This is a genomic window from Dorea sp. MB18-49 (genome assembly GCF_023669465.1).
GTDB lineage: Bacteria > Bacillota > Clostridia > Lachnospirales > Lachnospiraceae > Dorea_A > Dorea_A longicatena.
Map to the genome: position 1 here is coordinate 14,513 of NZ_JAMOYX010000036.1, position 17,406 is coordinate 31,918.

Sequence of the window (17,406 nt, forward strand, 5' to 3'; positions counted from 1 at the left end):
ACCTCCTTTTTATAAGAGCGGCAGGAGAATTACCTCCCCTGCCTTTGCTTATGGTTTTCCTGCCTCAAGAAAGGACGCAGCCCGGTCAATGCAGGCTGCGTCCTAAATCAAAGTATGAAATTGTAAAGATCCTCCTATCTTACAGAAAAAACGCAGCTTATTTGCCGCAGGAGAGGCTTCCCATACGGCAGTGCTGCGTTTCGTTCTGCATATAATTTTGACAATATCAATTTTAACATGGGTAAATTACCGCTACAATCGCAGGACTGTGCCAGTTACAGACGATGGAGTGCCAAAAATGTGACCAACGCTAAAAGCGTTATAAATGCAATCCTTATGGATACTGTAAGCGTGATTTGCAACCAATTATACTGGATTTACATGACTAATGCTTTAAGCGTTAGTGAATACTGGAAGGAGGAGGTGTGCGTGTGAAAGGAATGGGAAAGGCAATCCGCAGGTACAGGGAAGAGGCAGGAATTACGCAGGAGAGACTGGCTGAACTGGTGGATATCAGTACCAACCATCTGGGTGCGATTGAGCGGGAAGTGAAAACACCTACGATGGAAACATTTGTAAAGCTGTTGAATGTATTAGGTGCGGAACCGAATGAAGTGCTGAAGGAAGTGATTCCTCTTACCAGAATGGAACATACTTCTGTAGTGGAAGGAAAGCTGGAAAGGCTCACACCGAAGAAGCAGGAAAGCGTGCTTCGGATGCTGGATGTGATAATTGAAGAGATGATGAAATAGAAGCTGTCTGCGAAATTGCCGCAGGCAGTTTTTTTGAAAGCTGTATATGCAATAAAACACATAAAAATATGCGATTTATGATGAAAGTGATTGCAAGATTTGATATAGTAATCCTAAAAGCATTATAAAACTAATTCTTAAAGGATGACTATAATATGAAAAAGGGATATGTGGGATTATTGGCATGTGCGTCAGGAATTCTGATCGGACTGGGAATCAGCCGGCTGGATCTGACAGGTTATCTTGAAAAAACACAGGAGCAGGAATATCACCCGGTAGAAAGAAAGGTGCCTGAATCAGTAGAAAGCAAGCTGAAAGATCCAAAACAGTGCTGGCTGTGTGGAAGCGATGAACGGAGTATGATGGATTATTTCCGGAAGTTTGACGATCTGGGAGTGATCTGTACCAATCACTGGTATGTGATGGATATGCATATCCGGAATCATGATGAGGACGGGAATCTTACCGGCCCGCAGGGAAACGGGCATATGGGTTATACCGGGACAGGAGAAGGCGGCTGCTTTTTCCATACGGAGCAGATGTCGGATTACGGGATTTCCGAAGTATCGGTGGATTACGGGGAAGATAGTATCTTCGATGTGAAAAAAGTACAGAACCATCTGTGTCAGGAATGCCTGGATAAGCTGGTGGAAAGCATGGAGGTATTCTGTGAGGAAACGCAAAAACCCAAGCCCCGTGATCTGGTACTGGTGGATTTTCAGACATTGGAGCTGTACGCCATTCAGGAGCATAATGCGGGATACTTTATCCGGGATTATTATGTGGAAATTGAGTCGGAGGAAGATGGGGTGGAAGTAAAGGCATTTTACTGCCCGAAGCTTAATAACGGGAAAAAGGATGGAGAATAAATTGAGGTTTGCATTGGTGAGGAGTATAATGTAAGTACGTGTTATGTATTGGAAAAACTTGAATTTAGCAGAAAGAAGGATTGTTATGAAATTTATCAATACTAGAAAATTCACATGGATAATTTGTATAATAGGATTTTTGCTTGCTCTTGTAAGTATATTTTTCTTACCGAGTATTATTCCAGTACATTTTGCAAATGGGATTGCGGATGATTATGGAAGAAAAATACAAATATTTTTATTTCCTATATTACAAGTGCTTATCACTTTTTTGACTGGACGAGAAAAAGTAAAATATTGCCTGACACATTCAAAAACTTTCTTAACGGACATTCAGTTTAATTGGATGATAGATGGTGTACTTTTATTGGTAATGTTTGCAGAAATATGGGTTATCTATGCTTCATTTGCATAGAAATACTTGCATAACAATTTACATTTGATTGAGCAGATAAAAATGATTTGAGGTGGTAGCAATGAAAAAGCGATTGGGAATCATAGCCGGAATTTTAGGAATTGTATTGGCAGTCATTGGCATTGTACTGAAGCAGAAAGAAAACACAGCCGTTTCTGTTATTGGTGGTGCGGATGGCCCGACTTCTATTTTCATAGCAGGGAAGTTAAATGGTGATAATTTTATTTTTATGATTGTAGTTGGAATTATTTTATTGATTTTGGCAGGAGTTATTTTTTACAAACGTAAGCATTAAGTTACAGTTTTTTAGACTGTGTATGGCGGAAGAACCGGGAAAGTGTAGATATATCATGGGGATTTTGGAAAAAAATAAAAAAAGTAAGGGTACAGCGTTTGTCTATGATGAGAATAATGATTACTATAAGATGGAAATAAACGGGATTGAATTTGTCTGTGACAGTATACATTCCGATTATGAGAAGCATGCAGTTGAACTGGCACAGGCGTATGAGAAAAGGCTGCCGGATATCGTGGATTATCTTATGCCGGATATAAAGGAGATGTTTGGAATTACAAATCCAGATGTAATAGCAAACTCACTAGGAAAGCCGAGTATAGATTTGGATAGAGGAACACTGACTTATCTGGAGCACACAATGGACAGCCTACATATTATTGAAATGGAATTTGACGGTATCTTCACGGCATTCTATAACTCCTGTATTGATGGATAGGACTTTAGTAACATAGAGCTGCAGTTGTCTACAGCTTTTATCCAGACTTCGGATGTTACAGAGAAGCAATCAGAAATGGATTGATCGATTTCTGAAGCAGTATCCGGTGAAATCCTTGAACATATGAAGGAAAAGTATGTATGTTAATTTTATTTTTATTGTAGACAAAAGATAGGACTGATATGATAAAAGAACAGGTTATTACAAATAGAGGTGGAGTATTTGATGCAGAAAATATTATTACTGGAGGATGACTTGAATCTAAATCGGGGAATTGCCCTGTTACTTTCACGGGAAGGGTATGAGGTTCGTCAGGTTTATACAATAAAGGAAGCAAAAGAAGCATTTCAAAAAGGAGATTATGCTCTTGTTATCAGCGATATTACATTGCCGGATGGTACAGGACTGGATTTTGGAAGGATGGTACGTGCAGGTGGAGATACATATCTTATCTATCTTACGGCTTTGGATCAGGAAATAGATATTGTAAATGGTTATGATACAGGGGCAGATGATTATATTACCAAACCATTTTCACTGATGGCTTTGGTGTCGAAGGTGAACGCATTGATGAGACGGCTTTCTAAGGTACAGGCACAGATTATGTCTTCCGGAGAGATTACGGTGCATATGAAAACGATGCAGGTGTATAAAGGGGATGAACCAGTTACTTTAAGTAAGAAAGAATTCTCTCTGTTGCTGTATCTCTGGGAGAATGCAGGACAGATTGTTTCAAAAGAAAGTATCCTGGAGCATGTATGGGATATAGACGGTCAATTTGTCGATGATAATACGGTTACTGTCAATATAAGCAGACTGAAGAATAAACTTGGAACAGAAGAGATAGCGAATGTGAGAGGACTGGGATATATATGGACCGGAAAGGTAAACAAAAATTAAAACGGTATTTTATCGTATATGTAATCTTTGCAGTATTTTTTACAGTAGGAATGTATCTGATAACAAAGTATGAGGAAAATGCGAAAGCAACGCAGATAGCACTGCTCCTTGCAGAACATCCTGAACTGGAAGGGGAAATAGTTGCAATCTGGGAAAAGTCAGGAACAGTAGATTTTATAAGAGACCGGGACGATCAGAAGATAGAAAGAGTCGTACAGATGCTGGAAGAAACTTATGGTTATCACTCAGGGAGTGGATCTTCAGATGTGGTTATAAGGATTATCTGGGGAATTGGATTACTAGTGGGAGTCATAGTATGTAGCCTGTTCTTGTACCTGGACCGAAGAAAAAACTGGAGCAGATACGGTGATGAGGAACAATTACAGCAATTATATGAATGTCTGCAGGAATTCAGAAAAGGAAAATTCCAAACATATCCTGAAGAAACATCAGAATCGGAACAATGGTTAAAGGTGTGGGAATCTGTAAAGGAGCTGGGGCAATATTTCGAAGATTTGAAGGAACGTCTGGAGCAGGAAGAAAATGGTACGAAGAGTCTGATTACAGATATTTCCCATCAGTTGAAGACTCCGCTTGCATCACTCCGGATGAGTCATGAGCTGGTGGCAGAAAATCGGGTTACAGGAGAAGAACAGAGGGAGTTTCTGGAGCAGGAATCACAGGAACTTACCAAACTGGAACAGCTCTTGAATGAACTGGTAAATCTTTCAAGGCTGGAAACACATATGATCCAGATACATTCGCTTCATGAAAGCCTGAAGAAAACGCTAACAGAGGCTGTCAGTCAGATTTATATGAAGGCAAGAGGAAAAGATATTTCCATTCAGGTGGAGATGGATGATGATATAGTTGTGAACCATGATTCAAAATGGACGGTAGAAGCATTAACGAATATCCTTGAGAATGCAGTCAAATATTCACCGGAACATACAACGATTACAGTGAGGACGCAGGAGCTAGCAAGCAATGTGCTTATTGAAGTAGAAGATGAAGGAATGGGCATTCCTGCGGAGGAACTGCATAAGATCTATCAGAGATTTTACCGGGGAAGGAAAGCAAAGGAACAGGTAAAAGACGGAGCGGGTGTCGGTCTGTATCTTGCCAGAAAGATCATAGAAGAACAGGGGGGGACAATAGCAGCCAAAAGAAAGGCTGAGAAAGGTATGATATTTAAAGTGACACTGCCGCTCATAATAGGAGAATAGTCGGAACCCTTACAAAACTGTTATGGTTGTTGTAAGGGTTTTGTAATGCAGGAATGTTATAGTAGGGGTATGAAATGGAAAGGGGACTTGAAGATATGAGTAGTATTTTAAAAGTAGAAGATCTAGTAAAGTATTATGGAGAAGGCGAGAATCAGGTGAGAGCCGTGGATCATACAAGTTTACAGATAGAGAGAGGCAAGTTTACAGCTATCGTAGGACGTTCCGGCTCCGGAAAATCTACACTTCTGCATCTGATTGGAGGGCTTGACAGACCGGATTCCGGCAAAGTATGGATTGATGGAACCGATATCTATTCTCGAAAAGATGATAAACTGGCACAGTTTCGAAGAAAGAAGATAGGATTTATCTTTCAGGATTTTAATCTGATTCCATCGCTGAATGTGTGGGAGAATATCGTTCTTCCGCTGGGACTTGATAATCGCAAGGTAAAGCCGCGGGAAGTGGAAGATATTCTCAAAAAAATCGGACTGCAGGATAAGAAAGATGCGATGCCGTCTGCTTTGTCTGGTGGACAGAAACAGAGAACTGCGATAGCCAGGGCATTGGTGACAAGACCGGCGATAATTTTGGCGGATGAGCCGACGGGAAACCTTGATTCCCAGACTGAGCTAGAGGTTATGAGCCTATTGAAAAGCTGCGTGTCGGATTTCGGGCAGACGCTTATCATGATTACCCATGATGAAACGATTGCCCAGATGGCGGATGAAATGATTATCATTGAAGATGGCAAGGCGGTGAGAAGATAATGAAGATGACGACCAGAGTTGCATATTGCAATATGCGGCATTATAAGAGCAAAAACATACTGATTGGAATTGCCATTATCCTGACAACATTACTGCTGTTCGTAATCCCATCAATCGGAAAAGATATGGTGGAAGTGAACTTTGCGGTAATCAATAAGATTTATCCAACATGGCATGCCCTTTATCGGAACGTGGACGAGAGTACAGTTATGAAACTGGCGGCACATCATGATGTGAAAACTTACGGACTCCGCAGCGATGCGGGGTACATGAATCTGGAAGATGCGACGGTTTCCATGATGTATATGGACAGAACAGGGATGGAACTTTATAAAGTGAAGCTGAAAGAGGGGCAACTTCCGCAGAAAGAAAATGATATTGTGGTTTCAAAAGGAATACTGGAAGCATTAGGACAGAATGGGAAAATCGGTGACACTATCACAGTACCTTATCAGATTCTGAAAGATGACGGACTGGATTATACGAAGGAGAAAGACTTTCGAATCTGTGGTTTTTTAGCAGATAATGAGAGCAGCAAAGAACAAAAACAATATACATCATTGGTTTCAGAGGCCTTTCTGAAAGCGGAGATACCGGTAGAACAGGTGAAATATCGGTTTTTACTTCAGGTGAATGGACAGAAAGGAAATACGACTGCAGATTATACAGAGACGATACAGAATATTGCCAGACAGTTCGGGATTTCCGAGGATGACATGAATATTAATAAAGAGTATCTTGCAGCAAATTATGTGGATCCGGCTACAATTCCGGTGATTGTAGGAATCATGCTTATTGTTGTATTGGCGGGCATTATCACAATTTATAGTGTTTATTATGTATCTATGAACCAGAGGGTTCGGGAATTTGGAAAGTTAAAGGCAATCGGGGCTACGAAACGGCAGCTTAGACAAATCGTACTAAGAGAGGGAATGGGAGTGGCGTTGTTTGCCATTCCGATAGGACTTTTGATCGGAACAGTTGCTGTGAAAGTTGTACTTCTCCAGTTTGTAGAACATGCAAAGGATTCAAACGTACTTATAACAGAGGCATACAAGGTTGTAGCTAAAGGAGAAGTCCAACTTTATTATTGGTGGATTTATCTGTTGGCAATTGCAGTGACTCTGTGTACAGTGTATCTGTCACTGATGAAGCCTATGCGTATGGCGGCGAAGGTATCAGAAATAGAAGCTATGCGTTACCAGGGAGGCAGTAAGCGACAGAAAAGCAGCAGGAAGGGATATCAATTTCTGAATATCGGACGACTGACCAAGAGAAATCTTGCAGAGAATAAAAAGAAGAGTACTATCACGATTGTATCTATGGCCGTTACCGGAATATTTGTCATGATGGTAGCAACGGTGCTGTCTTGTGCAAATCCGATGGAAAGTGCAAAGAGTTCGATTGTGGGGCAATATGAGATTTCTCCAATTGTGGAATCCGGGAATAAAGAGCATCCTGAATATGAATGGGCGGAGGTTCAAAAGAATAATCCATTAAATGAAGGACTAAAGCAGCAGATAGAGGAGCTTGACGGTGTTGAGCGGGTAGATGTGTTTACCGCGTTGAAGGTATCAGGAGGACCTTTTGAAGAAAAAATTGGAACCGAATTTATCAATGGAGTGCCGGAAGAATACGCAGAAGAGCTGAAAAAAGGAATCACTGAAGGCAATGTCACATACGAGGAATTGAAATCCGGGGATAAAGTGATTCTGGACCGCGCGCTACTTCACTGGTATCCAGATATTAAAGTGGGAGATAAGCTGAAACTCAATATTCATGATGGAGATAATACCTTTCAAAAAGAGATTGAAGTGGCAGCAATTGGTGAATATGGAACAGGTCTGACAAACTATAACTGTCTTATCATGGCAAAAGAAGGGGCAGAGAAACTTACCATAAATAATTCTTCCAGCTATTTTCAGGTGATTGCAGATAAGGATTATGATGAGGCACTGGAAGCATCTCTACAGGCTATTGTGGATGGATCAGGCAGACTGCAGATGCGTACCTGGAAGAATGAGTACGATACATGGGAAAATGCCATACAGATGACTAGAGGTGCATGTTATGCATTTATCATCATTCTGGCAGCAATCAGCATTATGAACTTGATTAACACAATGATCAATAGTGTCCATGTGCGAAAAAAGGAGCTTGGCATGATGCAGGCAATCGGAATGTCGGACCGTCAGTTGATGAAGATGCTCCAGTTGGAAGGTATATTCTATACAGTAGGCACTCTTATTATCAGTATCGGAGTGGGAAGTCTTGCAGGATATCCGTTGTTTTTATATGCAAAGCGTACAGGAATGTTTGATATCAGCACATACCATTATCCGGTAACAGCAGCTATTATTATAATTTTAACATTGTTTGTGATACAGATGTTATTGGCAATATTCATTGCAAAGTCAGTAAGGAAAGATTCATTGATAGAGAGAATTCGTTTCAGTGAGTAAGAATATAAATTTCTGATGTTTAATGCAGATACTAATCAATGTCATAATAAAAAGGGGGACTTGATTTCTCAAATCCCCCAGTGTATAATGAACTCAAGAAAGGTATTCAGATGCAAAATCTGATGCCCTCAGTTAAATTTTATATTCTATGTATAAGTCATAGCATCCAAAACTTTCCTAGGGTCGTGGATGCTATTTCTTATTATGTCGATCTATATAAGTCAAAGCCGCAAAAATTACCAATAGTAAAGTCAATACTTCCATTGTATTCATGGGCATCACCCTCCTTGGATACTAGAGGGCAAAATCGAAATGCATCCGTCTTTCCGGTTCAGTAATACCGAATCAGTATAACACGTTACCGTTTTCAGTACAATAAGGTAATGGTCTGAAAAATACTTTATTCTGTCACCTTATGTAGCTGTATCGTGAGTATTTGCTGGACTAATTGGTGCTGTATATGAAAAAAAGCTATTTAAAAATAAGGTGGAAGCCTTATATGGTCTGCTTGATGATGCGGGTGATGATGCCGAGGGCAACATTACGCTCTTCATCAATATGCGTCACCACAAAGGATACCTGATCCTTTTTCCCGACTGTCCGGCTGTCATAGCAGGAGTGGGCAATGGCATTGACACCGATGGAGAGCCGGACAAAGACGGTGCCTTTATGGATGTCTTCCACAGTTCCGGCGTATTTTCCCTGAATCTTACATTTTTTCATGTTTTCCTTGCTGGTGTTGCCTTCCACACTTTTGACATCTGCGTGGACAATGACCTGCTCCGGTGAGTCTGCCCGCACATCCAGGATGCGTACCAGGATGTGATCGCCTACCTGGAAGCGTTCTCTGGCATCACCCATCCAGTCGAAGGACAGGTCTCTGGCAAGAATGGAGGTTTCCACACCGAAAATTTCTGCCCGGACTACCTTTTCCGCAACAGCAATGACTCTTGCCTGCACGATACGGTCTTCATAAACTTTCGGCATTCCGGAAGCATCTTTATCCAGATAGAAGATCTGGCGTTTCTTCAGCATCGCTTCTTTCCGGCTGGCGACAATGCTGCGTGTCTTCGGATCTAATCCCTTAATCAGAAAATCAATCTCACATCCAAGCATATTGTTGAGGATTTTGTTCTGCCGCAGAGCAAGCTCCCCATAATCGTGTGCTTCATCCTGCATGAGATGGATCATCATCTCAGTTACTGGGATGACAGTACGGAAATCCTTGTAGTAAACCACGGCAATGAGGCTGCCGTTTTCTGTTTTCTCGATACCGCCAAGCATTCCGGTTAAGATCCGGCGGGTACGGTAGGCATTCTGGATCTCATGCCAGGTAAGGTCTGAAATGGACTGGGCTGTTTCCAGCTTCGCATCGGAATCCAGAGTTAAAATAGGTGTGTTGGTTGTTTCGTTTGGCATCATAGTGTCTCCTTTCAAATTATGACATGATAGAATCTTTATCTAAAGGAACCATGTCTGTGTGATCCGGATAGTTATCTGCTGAGAAGTCATCCGGGAAATCGTGATAGCCAGGTTCCTGATAAACGCTTTGCTGGTCAAAGTGCGGTTCAGCTTTTTTCTTTTTCTGCTTTCCATAAGAAGCGGTTTTTTTCGGGTGGGAAGCAGGAATAGTTGGAGTGTACGTATATTCTTCACTACATGCTCCTTTTCTCCATTCCGGAATATGCTCGGAAGCCTTCCGGGAAATGAGTTTTTTGGCATCCGGGTGCAGGGTGTAATCGTATTTTTCTACCTGCAGGACTTTCTGGCCACGCAGGATAATCAGTGCGGTATCCAGAGGCAGGCGTAGGATCTCATCCGGAGTTAAGAGCTTTCGTTTCCCGATGGATCTGGTCTGGCGGTATTCTGGTGTATAATCGGATACCCTCCAGCTATTTAATTGTTTGGCTTCGCTGCTGACACCAACGGTCACATCACCGGAGCGGTTAGAGATAAATGTAGCAGTTACCTCATCCGTACAGCCTAAAAATAGCTGAGTGTCGCAGTTCCCGATGATTTCCTGCCATTGGTTTAAGGGATACCGGTTCTGCATCTGAGGCAGGTTCTGGAAAATGCAGGAAATACTGAGGTTTCGACTTCGGATCACGGAAATCTTTTTGTTGAGCGATAGGATTGCTCCCGTATTCGCCAGCTCATCAGCCAGGATATGTACCGGAACCGGCAGTTTTCCATCTTCCCCATAGGTGTCTGCATAACGGACCAGTTTGATAAATACGAAGGTCATAAACAGGGAAGAAAGAAAATCAAAAGTGCTGTCTTGATCCGAAGTGATGCAGAAGTATGCACATTTTTCTTTTCCCGGCAGCGTCAGGTTGATCTCATCATAGGAAGTGATCTGGCGGATCAGCTTGTTCTGGAATACCTGAAGTCTGGAACCGAGTCCGATGATGACGCCGGAACGTACCGTGTCACTTGCCTGCTTATAGATGCAGTAGGGGACTTTTGCCGGATGGGAGACCGGAAGCAGGTCAAAGAGGCTGTTCAGTTCTTTTTCAGAACTCATGGTCAGGAGTTTGTATACCTGTCCGATATTCTTTGCCTCCGGTGGGAATCCCTGATCCACATAGAGAATCAGAGCTTTTAATAAGTTCATCTCGGCATTGTCCCAGAAGTGATCGCCTTTGGCAGAACCGGTATTCTGGATGATGACATCAGCAAATACTTGTGCCATGGTTTCCTGTCCGCCAATTTCACCCAGACAATTCCAGCTATCCGAGTTTTCCGGGTTTACAAGATTAAAGGATTTCACGATATATCCGGCATTCTCAAGGTAAGTGGCTGTACTTTCGTACAATTCCGATTTTGGATCGGTGATGATGAGGCTTTCCCCGCGGGCAACACACTGGAAGATCATGTTGCGTGCAAAGGCCCGGCTTTTCATGGAACCGCTGGCACCGTAAACGGCAATATTCCGGTTCATGCGGGTATCCTTCGGGAGACAAACGGCTTTTCCGTTCAGTTTTCCAAGAATGGTTCCCTTGTGTTTCTTGACATCATTCGTAAGCTCCAGTACCTGATGCATTTCCTCCAAAGTCATAAAACCGGAAGTCCCATAGGTTCCCTTTGTGGAATAATTCAGGTTCCGGCCCCGGTCTGTTATTTCCCCGTTCCGGTCAAATCCCATACGCATGAGAAGGAAGGTCAGGAGTCCAAAAGCTGCCAGACATAGAAAAATCCCATACAGATTGTACGGGAAAGCAGTCAGGGCATCCAGACAGGCGAGCGGGTGCGGGGAGGGGATCTGCGGGGCAGTTCCGTTTCCGGCAAAATTGCCGGCAGATTCCCAGGTCTGATAGTTGCGGATAAATTGAGCAACATAGCCTCCTGCATAGAGGGTGCAGAAGGTGATCGGAAGCATATAAATGAGCTTCCACCATTTACGGTTCATGTAAAAACCCCCTTTTGAATTTGCAAAGGTCAATACTGGAGAAATGGATTGTGGCAGTTAAGTATTTTTTCAGGACCGGAATCTGAAAATCGAAACAGATCAGGTTCCCGGATCTGCCGTATACATTTAAGCCGGTATTGAACCGGTTGATTCGCTGCATGTCAAAATCATAAGCAAGAAGGATGGGGTTCCCGGAAGCATCCGTGGCATCATGTTCCAGTGGAATTGAATCGCTGCGGCAGCCCAGATCGGACAGCAGGAGGTTGTCCAGCTTTTCCATGATCTCAGGGTGAACCAGCAGTTTTAAAAGCACTTCCCCTTCCGGAGTATTGGGAAGGTAATGGAAATGCTCGAAGGAGGTGTCCAGCATAAACAGGCTCTTTTTGTAGCCTCCGGTACTGGTAAACAGCCGGAAAGCCATTTCCATGTCGGTTCCGGTCATGATTGCCCGGATCTGTGGATGTCCGTTGTAAGGGTAGCCTTGCAGGTAATGTTGCAGATAGGCGTTTAAGCGGACTTCCGTTCGATATTCCCATTTCAGGACTCCGTTTCCCGTGTTATAAAGGACATAGACACATTGCGGTGCCATCAGGATGCCCATGCTGCGGGAGTTTCTAATCTTTGTGGTCTCCGGACCCAGTTCCTTAATTTCTCTGGAAGCGTAAAAAAGAGGAAGGCTTCGCATACCGATGGAACCAGCTTCGCGGTGATTACAGAAGATGTCAGGTTTTACATCCGGATAAAAGGGAATCCCGGCATGAAGGAGTGTCAGATACGTTTCGGCTTTCTGATGTAAGCGGATACGGCGGGATACTTCACTTCGGATGAGGTTCGTCTCGGTATTGCCGGTCAGATAGCACTGGAAGCGCAGCGGCGAGACAGATAACAGCATCTCTTTCGCAGCTTTGGTCAGCCGGTAGCCTCTGAGAGCATCCCGGTAGTGGGTACGGATGAGGTGTTCTGCCTTCAAATCCGTAATGAGTTTTTCCGCATAGGAGGCACTGGGGATGAGTCTGTTTAGCTGGTCTGCGGGAAATTCCCCGCACATCCCTATCATTTCCAGTAAGCGGTATTTCGTAGTGTCAGGTCTTATCAAATAAGCATCACCTCAATTCAGTTCTTACCCATGCAAGCCTATACTTGGGTAAATCTCCGGTGGTTTGGAGATAAAAAAAGCAAGAAAACAAAGTTCCCTGCGGTGGTTCTTACCGATGTCGGATTTCTGCCTGAGAAGTCAGGAGATTTTCCGACATGTTTTCGTGATGATTTTTCTGGTTCTGCAGCCATTTCGGAAAGTCAGCTTTTTCCATAACCGATACCAGTGTACAGTCCTTTAAGCCAAGCTGTGTCGTGTAGTAGGAATCACAGAAAAAGCCGCTGTCATCTGTCAGAACATAAGTACAAAGTGTATCCAGAATCTGTTTAAACTCCAGATTGTCATAATCCCGGATACGTCTTTGAGGAAGTTCCCTGTCATATATTTGACTGAAACATATCACGCAGTCACGATAGAGGGGCAGGGCATTTTGTTTTACATACTCCCGAAGCATATAATTAAGCGGTTCAAGGAGAAATGCAGTGTTTGTGTGGACTCTTCGTTTCGGAAGCAGTCCGGGAAGCGTAATGGTGAGAATCCCCTGCTGTTCTGCAATCCGCATTCCCTGTGCATCTGCCGCTTTGGGAAGATAAGCTGCTTGATTTGGGGAGAGAGCCGGACAGACAAGGTTACGCATCTGGCAGGCAATCCGCTCCGCCCGAAGAGCAGCACTGACGCTCAGTTCCTCAAAATTTTTATCATAATTCTGGATATCAGTGACCTTCAGAGCGTAAACGGTATTCGTCAGTTTTTGCAGCTCCCCTTCCAGTTTTTCAAGCCGCTGGTAAATGGTTGGTGTATTTTGCGTCATAATAACCTACTTTCTCATGTAGTAACTGACAGCACCGGATTCATTTACAAGGCAGTAAGCGGCTACATCATCAATGGTGATTTTGGCAGCCTGGCTTTCGGATTCTAAGACAATCAGGCGTTTGGAACCATTTGATGGGATACTTTCCATCACATGATTGATCAGAGCCTCCTGTTCTTCACCGATATAGATGATTTCGTATTGTTCATCTTGCGAAAAGAAATTGAGCTTGATTGGAAATTCGCCACTGGTGTGGTATACAACACCTTTCTTAAAATCCAGCAGTACCCAGAAGCATGTAATTATAGCATAGTCAGGATTCTCAGCAGACTGCTGGCTGTCACAAAGAAGGTCATGCTCTTTATCGTAAATGATGCGCCCTTGTTTGATGAGGCTGGTAATCAATGACTTGATAGACTGCTCATGTCGGGAGAAAAGTTGTAAAACCTGGTCATACCTCAGAGTATGGTAAGTGGTAATGAACCGTAAGAGCTTGGCTCCCTCTCCTTGATAGATTTCGTTCCTTGTTTTCATGATTGACTCCCTTCTATATATAATAGGAAACTTTATATGTATGGCTGTACGTACAGAATACGTTTGGTATTGTAAGTATAGTGTACGTACAAAGTACATAGAACCTGCTGTCAGCGATTGAATTTACAGGTACAAAAAAAGCACCATCTATGGGTGCTGGAAATAAGGAAAACTATAAGCAATACCTATTGTAGCATGGGTAATTTTACGCTTCAATCGCAGAAGCAGGTCATTTCTGTGCCATTTTCACTGGTTGGCATAAAAAAAGCAGGAAACCATTTTGATTCCCTGCATGGTGTATTGTTGTGCTTTTGTGTAGTTCTAATGATTACTTGTCTTTATAAAATGCTTCGAAAGCTTGTGCGAAGAATTCGGCTGTACCATTGCCGTATTTTTCATCTATCATAGGTTTGATTTTTTCATTACGGTAATATTGAGCCTGTGCAACCATCAGACCGTGTTCTTTCTTTATCTGTGAAAGTTGTTTCATAAGAAAACCGTATTCGGAAACAAGTTCTCTTACTTCAGAAGAATCTGGTGAACATACTTTTTTAGCTGCTAATTTGTATAAAAGATTGTCAAATTGTTGGTTGTAACTTTCTGCAGCCTCTTTGCTAATAGGATTGTTGGCAACAGACAGGAATTGCTCTTTTCCTCCATACCACTCAACAACTTTAGCATAGCCTTTCTGCATTTCTTCTGATGAAACGGTCTTAATATAATGCTTTTTCCATTCTTCAATGCTTCCAAACTCTTTTACAGCAAGTTCTTTCATATTGTCAGGCATATGTTCAAACATAGTTTGGAACATTTCTTCAACTTCCGTTTTACTAAAAATCGCAAAATCCATTTTATTCTCTCCTTTCAGGATATCATCAATGCTGGCAATCAGATGTTCCATACGTTCTTTCTTTGCTACCAACATTTTTCTCTGCATTTGCAAGATCTGGTTCCTTTCAAGAGCAGGATTCTCCAGAACAGCTTTGATTTCTTTCAAAGGAATGTCAAACTCACGGAAAAACAGAATCTGCTGTAATATTTCCAATGCCCTATCGTCATAAAGCCGGTATCCCGCATCACTTTTTTGTGTTGGTTTTAAAAGCCCGATTTCATCGTAATAGTGAAGCGTGCGAACGCTGATACCTGTAAGTTCTGATATTTCTTTGACTGTCCTCATAGTTGCTGACCTCCTGTTCCTGATAAGATAACTGTACGCTATGACGTTCCGTGAGAGTCAATATATATTTTGCATTTTTTAGTATAACATTTTTATGATATTACGAAAAGCCGAGAAGATAGGCGATATGTATTACTCTGGAAAGAACTTGTTGAGCGTATCCAATGTCTCTTTTGCAGTAAATCCCCAAAGGATGGTACTGAGTGCTTCAATCGCAGCCCTGCGTTTCCGGTAATAGGTGCGGTAGGAAATATTGGTGATGTGGTGAGCCAGCTTATCCAATATCTCATCTGTATTTTTCATTTCCTGTGGAGAGAGAAAAGCGTAGTAGAGAATCCAGTAATACTGTTCCCCATGCTTGTGATTGTTCCGGAGGAGATCGATGGATGATTCCAAAAGCTTCAGCATCTGGTTGCTTCTGGCAATACTTTTTGCCCGTTGTTCGATGTCGCTTCCGGTAAGATCAGCCCCGGCAGCATAGATGGAGTCCAGAAATTTGTCGATGTCATTGTCGTATTGGAGCTTAAACTGGTGCTCCATCTGGTGTACGACTACCTTCAGGCTGTAGGTTGCATCTCGGTATCTGCGTAAAAACTGATAGGTGTCGTGAAAACGTGGATCTTCTTCGGGTGAAGGAAATCCCTGTGTATTGCGGTTTGCCATGTCTATTCCCCCCCTTTCAGTGCAGAAGGCTCTGCCACGGCAGGCATCTTTTGGGCAGACTCATCCCCCGGACTTACGGACAACTCAAACCGATAAGCGGCATTTCCGTAGGGACAGATAATATTTAGAGTAAATGTATTAAATATATCTTTGCAGGCTGATAATGGAGATAATATATAGCGGGTTTTGGAGCAGTGGCAACATGGAATCCCTTGTGAATCCAATAGTTCTGCGACTTTTTGCACGATAAATTTCATGTGTGAATCTGGAACGCAGGAATCATTTTTTGTAACGGTGATTTGTGAGTCTGTGACAGTTTCTGAAACGCTAACAGAAGCAGAATCCTCAATAGTGATTTCTTCAGGTACATGGATTGGTAATTGCATCTTCATAGCGATCTCCTCCTTGTCAATCATAACGTCGCTGATATTAAACATCACGGACAGGTAATTGTTGAGATAAATTACGCTTCCGTGTTTTCCTGTAAATGAGATAAGTGTAATGTATTCTTTTTCCTCCAGTTTCTTCAAGAGTCGTGATACCGATGCCTTTGACAGACTCCACCTTTCACCCAGTTCATTAAAGCTGGTAAGGGGATTTCCGGTATTATCCCGGTAATAGACAATGGGACCGGAATCAGATCCCAGGACAGAGGAATCGTTGTAAACTGCATGAATCCACAGATCCAGAAGAACATCCATTTCCGAGCATTTTCCAATGCCAATTAGTTCGTGAACTTTGGCAATCGGGAAAAAGAAAAACCCTGTATCTTTTTTACAGGGATAGTTGTATTCCAATACAGTATTGTCTTTGGGCCAGTCTGATATTTTGAATTTGACCAGGCGGTTTTTGCCGAGAAGAGAGTAGGTAATGTAATTCTGCTCTTCAAAAAATCGAAGGATGGACAACACTTGATGTTGGAAACGGCAGCGAAACCTTTCCTGAAGATCTGTGACTGTGCAGATCCACTCTCCCGGACCAATGGTATAGGTAATGTGTTCCATCCTGCGGTAGGATGTGCGGTAATTTGCATAGGAGCATAATACCAGATAATAAAAAAGAAAAGAGCCCCCGGTAGTTCGGATGCTCTTGGTAGTGATTAAAGTTTGTATGAAGTCACGGTAAATGCGACAGCGTGGAAATTCCACGATTTGTTTGAGTTCTAATTTGTAATTCATGGTGATCTTCCTTTCAAAGTATATTTAATTGTAATCGGACTTTTCATAGTGTTGGTATCAAGAAGAAGCCGATGGAAGTATAGCAAGTAGTCGTGTCACTCATTGCATTTTTATTGCATTTTTAAAATTTAGATTATGTGGCTATGTTGCTCTTAACTGGTTAAAAAGCCTTTAAAATCGTCTATATGCGTTAATACTCCGTACTGTCAATCTGGAGTTTGAATAATGTAAATGTTTGTCCACAAACCTTATTATTCAGTTTTTGTAAAAATGAATAGCCAGAATATGACTAAGGTTCAGAATCTACATAATAGTAGGTTCTGAGCCTTATAATTATATTTTGGAGAATTACGGGTAACATGTAAAAGATATAATATAACTAATATTAGAATATCAAAAAACATATAGCAGGT

17 protein-coding genes are annotated in these 17,406 nt (G+C 42.3%); 9 read left to right on the forward strand and 8 right to left on the reverse strand.

What is annotated here, in order from left to right; translation table 11 throughout:
- The first annotated feature begins 440 nt into the window (after positions 1–440).
- The 9 genes from NCY30_RS10705 (at position 441) to NCY30_RS10745 (ending at position 8,125) form a co-directional block, all read left to right on the forward strand.
- Positions 441–752 carry a helix-turn-helix domain-containing protein gene (locus tag NCY30_RS10705; protein ID WP_179960461.1) on the forward strand — a complete coding sequence of 104 codons (312 nt, stop codon included), beginning with the start codon at positions 441–443 and terminating at the stop codon, positions 750–752.
- Between the two features lie 155 nt (positions 753–907).
- Positions 908–1,621: a hypothetical protein gene (locus tag NCY30_RS10710; RefSeq protein ID WP_005333529.1), complete on the forward strand. Its 714-nt coding sequence runs from the start codon at positions 908–910 to the stop codon at positions 1,619–1,621.
- Positions 1,622–1,706: 85 nt separating this feature from the next.
- Positions 1,707–2,036, forward strand: a complete 330-nt coding sequence (locus tag NCY30_RS10715; RefSeq protein WP_022415592.1) for a DUF1648 domain-containing protein — start codon at positions 1,707–1,709, stop codon at positions 2,034–2,036.
- A 61-nt stretch (positions 2,037–2,097) separates the two neighbouring features.
- Positions 2,098–2,331, forward strand: a complete 234-nt coding sequence (locus tag NCY30_RS10720) for an LPXTG cell wall anchor domain-containing protein (protein WP_005333531.1) — start codon at positions 2,098–2,100, stop codon at positions 2,329–2,331.
- Between the two features lie 55 nt (positions 2,332–2,386).
- Positions 2,387–2,770, forward strand: coding sequence for a hypothetical protein (locus NCY30_RS10725; protein WP_226850873.1), 384 nt, complete (start codon positions 2,387–2,389; stop codon positions 2,768–2,770).
- Positions 2,771–2,995: 225 nt separating this feature from the next.
- Positions 2,996–3,670 (forward strand): response regulator transcription factor, encoded by a 675-nt coding sequence (locus NCY30_RS10730; protein ID WP_005333533.1) that lies wholly within the window; start codon positions 2,996–2,998, stop codon positions 3,668–3,670.
- Positions 3,643–4,896: a sensor histidine kinase gene (locus NCY30_RS10735; RefSeq protein ID WP_005333534.1), complete on the forward strand. Its 1,254-nt coding sequence runs from the start codon at positions 3,643–3,645 to the stop codon at positions 4,894–4,896. The genes NCY30_RS10730 and NCY30_RS10735 overlap by 28 nt, the downstream gene beginning before the upstream one ends.
- A gap of 95 nt (positions 4,897–4,991) precedes the next feature.
- Positions 4,992–5,663 (forward strand): ABC transporter ATP-binding protein, encoded by a 672-nt coding sequence (locus NCY30_RS10740; RefSeq protein ID WP_172676439.1) that lies wholly within the window; start codon positions 4,992–4,994, stop codon positions 5,661–5,663.
- Between the two features lie 5 nt (positions 5,664–5,668).
- The gene (locus NCY30_RS10745; RefSeq protein WP_227338367.1) at positions 5,669–8,125 is read left to right on the forward strand and encodes an ABC transporter permease; all 2,457 of its coding nucleotides are present in this window, start codon (positions 5,669–5,671) and stop codon (positions 8,123–8,125) included.
- Between the two features lie 495 nt (positions 8,126–8,620).
- On the opposite strand, the gene NCY30_RS10750 is transcribed toward NCY30_RS10745, so the two are convergent.
- From NCY30_RS10750 to NCY30_RS10785, 8 genes are all read right to left on the reverse strand, one after another.
- Positions 8,621–9,544, reverse strand: coding sequence for a S1 RNA-binding domain-containing protein (locus tag NCY30_RS10750; RefSeq protein WP_023921587.1), 924 nt, complete (start codon positions 9,542–9,544; stop codon positions 8,621–8,623).
- Between the two features lie 19 nt (positions 9,545–9,563).
- Positions 9,564–11,534: a VirD4-like conjugal transfer protein, CD1115 family gene (locus NCY30_RS10755; protein WP_250818728.1), complete on the reverse strand. Its 1,971-nt coding sequence runs from the start codon at positions 11,532–11,534 to the stop codon at positions 9,564–9,566.
- Complete coding sequence (locus NCY30_RS10760; RefSeq protein ID WP_250818729.1) at positions 11,524–12,630, reverse strand: hypothetical protein; 1,107 nt, start codon at positions 12,628–12,630, stop codon at positions 11,524–11,526. Before NCY30_RS10760 ends, NCY30_RS10755 begins: the two co-directional genes overlap by 11 nt.
- A gap of 109 nt (positions 12,631–12,739) precedes the next feature.
- Positions 12,740–13,441: a DUF6100 family protein gene (locus NCY30_RS10765; RefSeq protein ID WP_195949393.1), complete on the reverse strand. Its 702-nt coding sequence runs from the start codon at positions 13,439–13,441 to the stop codon at positions 12,740–12,742.
- A 6-nt stretch (positions 13,442–13,447) separates the two neighbouring features.
- On the reverse strand, positions 13,448–13,975 hold the full coding sequence (locus NCY30_RS10770; protein WP_117470886.1) for a DUF5697 family protein: 528 nt from the start codon (positions 13,973–13,975) through the stop codon (positions 13,448–13,450).
- 328 nt (positions 13,976–14,303) lie between these two features.
- The gene (locus NCY30_RS10775) at positions 14,304–15,152 is read right to left on the reverse strand and encodes a MerR family transcriptional regulator (protein ID WP_005333545.1); all 849 of its coding nucleotides are present in this window, start codon (positions 15,150–15,152) and stop codon (positions 14,304–14,306) included.
- A 132-nt stretch (positions 15,153–15,284) separates the two neighbouring features.
- Entirely contained in the window at positions 15,285–15,815 is a 531-nt protein-coding gene (locus NCY30_RS10780; protein WP_005333547.1) for a hypothetical protein, read from the reverse strand.
- Between the two features lie 2 nt (positions 15,816–15,817).
- Positions 15,818–16,993, reverse strand: coding sequence for a MarR family transcriptional regulator (locus NCY30_RS10785; RefSeq protein ID WP_250818730.1), 1,176 nt, complete (start codon positions 16,991–16,993; stop codon positions 15,818–15,820).
- Between the last annotated feature and the right edge of the window lie 413 nt (positions 16,994–17,406).

What these genes read in the sequence shown, in the direction of transcription:
- NCY30_RS10735 (WP_005333534.1), top strand. Translation starts at nt 3,643, where the DNA reads ATGGACCGGAAAGGTAAACAAAAATTAAAACGGTATTTTATCGTATAT.
- NCY30_RS10740 (WP_172676439.1), top strand. Translation starts at nt 4,992, where the DNA reads ATGAGTAGTATTTTAAAAGTAGAAGATCTAGTAAAGTATTATGGAGAA.
- NCY30_RS10785 (WP_250818730.1), bottom strand. Translation starts at nt 16,993, where the DNA reads ATGAATTACAAATTAGAACTCAAACAAATCGTGGAATTTCCACGCTGT.
- NCY30_RS10715 (WP_022415592.1), top strand. Translation starts at nt 1,707, where the DNA reads ATGAAATTTATCAATACTAGAAAATTCACATGGATAATTTGTATAATA.
- NCY30_RS10750 (WP_023921587.1), bottom strand. Translation starts at nt 9,544, where the DNA reads ATGCCAAACGAAACAACCAACACACCTATTTTAACTCTGGATTCCGAT.
- NCY30_RS10780 (WP_005333547.1), bottom strand. Translation starts at nt 15,815, where the DNA reads ATGGCAAACCGCAATACACAGGGATTTCCTTCACCCGAAGAAGATCCA.
- NCY30_RS10725 (WP_226850873.1), top strand. Translation starts at nt 2,387, where the DNA reads ATGGGGATTTTGGAAAAAAATAAAAAAAGTAAGGGTACAGCGTTTGTC.
- NCY30_RS10765 (WP_195949393.1), bottom strand. Translation starts at nt 13,441, where the DNA reads ATGACGCAAAATACACCAACCATTTACCAGCGGCTTGAAAAACTGGAA.
- NCY30_RS10770 (WP_117470886.1), bottom strand. Translation starts at nt 13,975, where the DNA reads ATGAAAACAAGGAACGAAATCTATCAAGGAGAGGGAGCCAAGCTCTTA.
- NCY30_RS10710 (WP_005333529.1), top strand. Translation starts at nt 908, where the DNA reads ATGAAAAAGGGATATGTGGGATTATTGGCATGTGCGTCAGGAATTCTG.
- NCY30_RS10730 (WP_005333533.1), top strand. Translation starts at nt 2,996, where the DNA reads ATGCAGAAAATATTATTACTGGAGGATGACTTGAATCTAAATCGGGGA.
- NCY30_RS10745 (WP_227338367.1), top strand. Translation starts at nt 5,669, where the DNA reads ATGACGACCAGAGTTGCATATTGCAATATGCGGCATTATAAGAGCAAA.
- NCY30_RS10720 (WP_005333531.1), top strand. Translation starts at nt 2,098, where the DNA reads ATGAAAAAGCGATTGGGAATCATAGCCGGAATTTTAGGAATTGTATTG.
- NCY30_RS10755 (WP_250818728.1), bottom strand. Translation starts at nt 11,534, where the DNA reads ATGAACCGTAAATGGTGGAAGCTCATTTATATGCTTCCGATCACCTTC.
- NCY30_RS10705 (WP_179960461.1), top strand. Translation starts at nt 441, where the DNA reads ATGGGAAAGGCAATCCGCAGGTACAGGGAAGAGGCAGGAATTACGCAG.
- NCY30_RS10775 (WP_005333545.1), bottom strand. Translation starts at nt 15,152, where the DNA reads ATGAGGACAGTCAAAGAAATATCAGAACTTACAGGTATCAGCGTTCGC.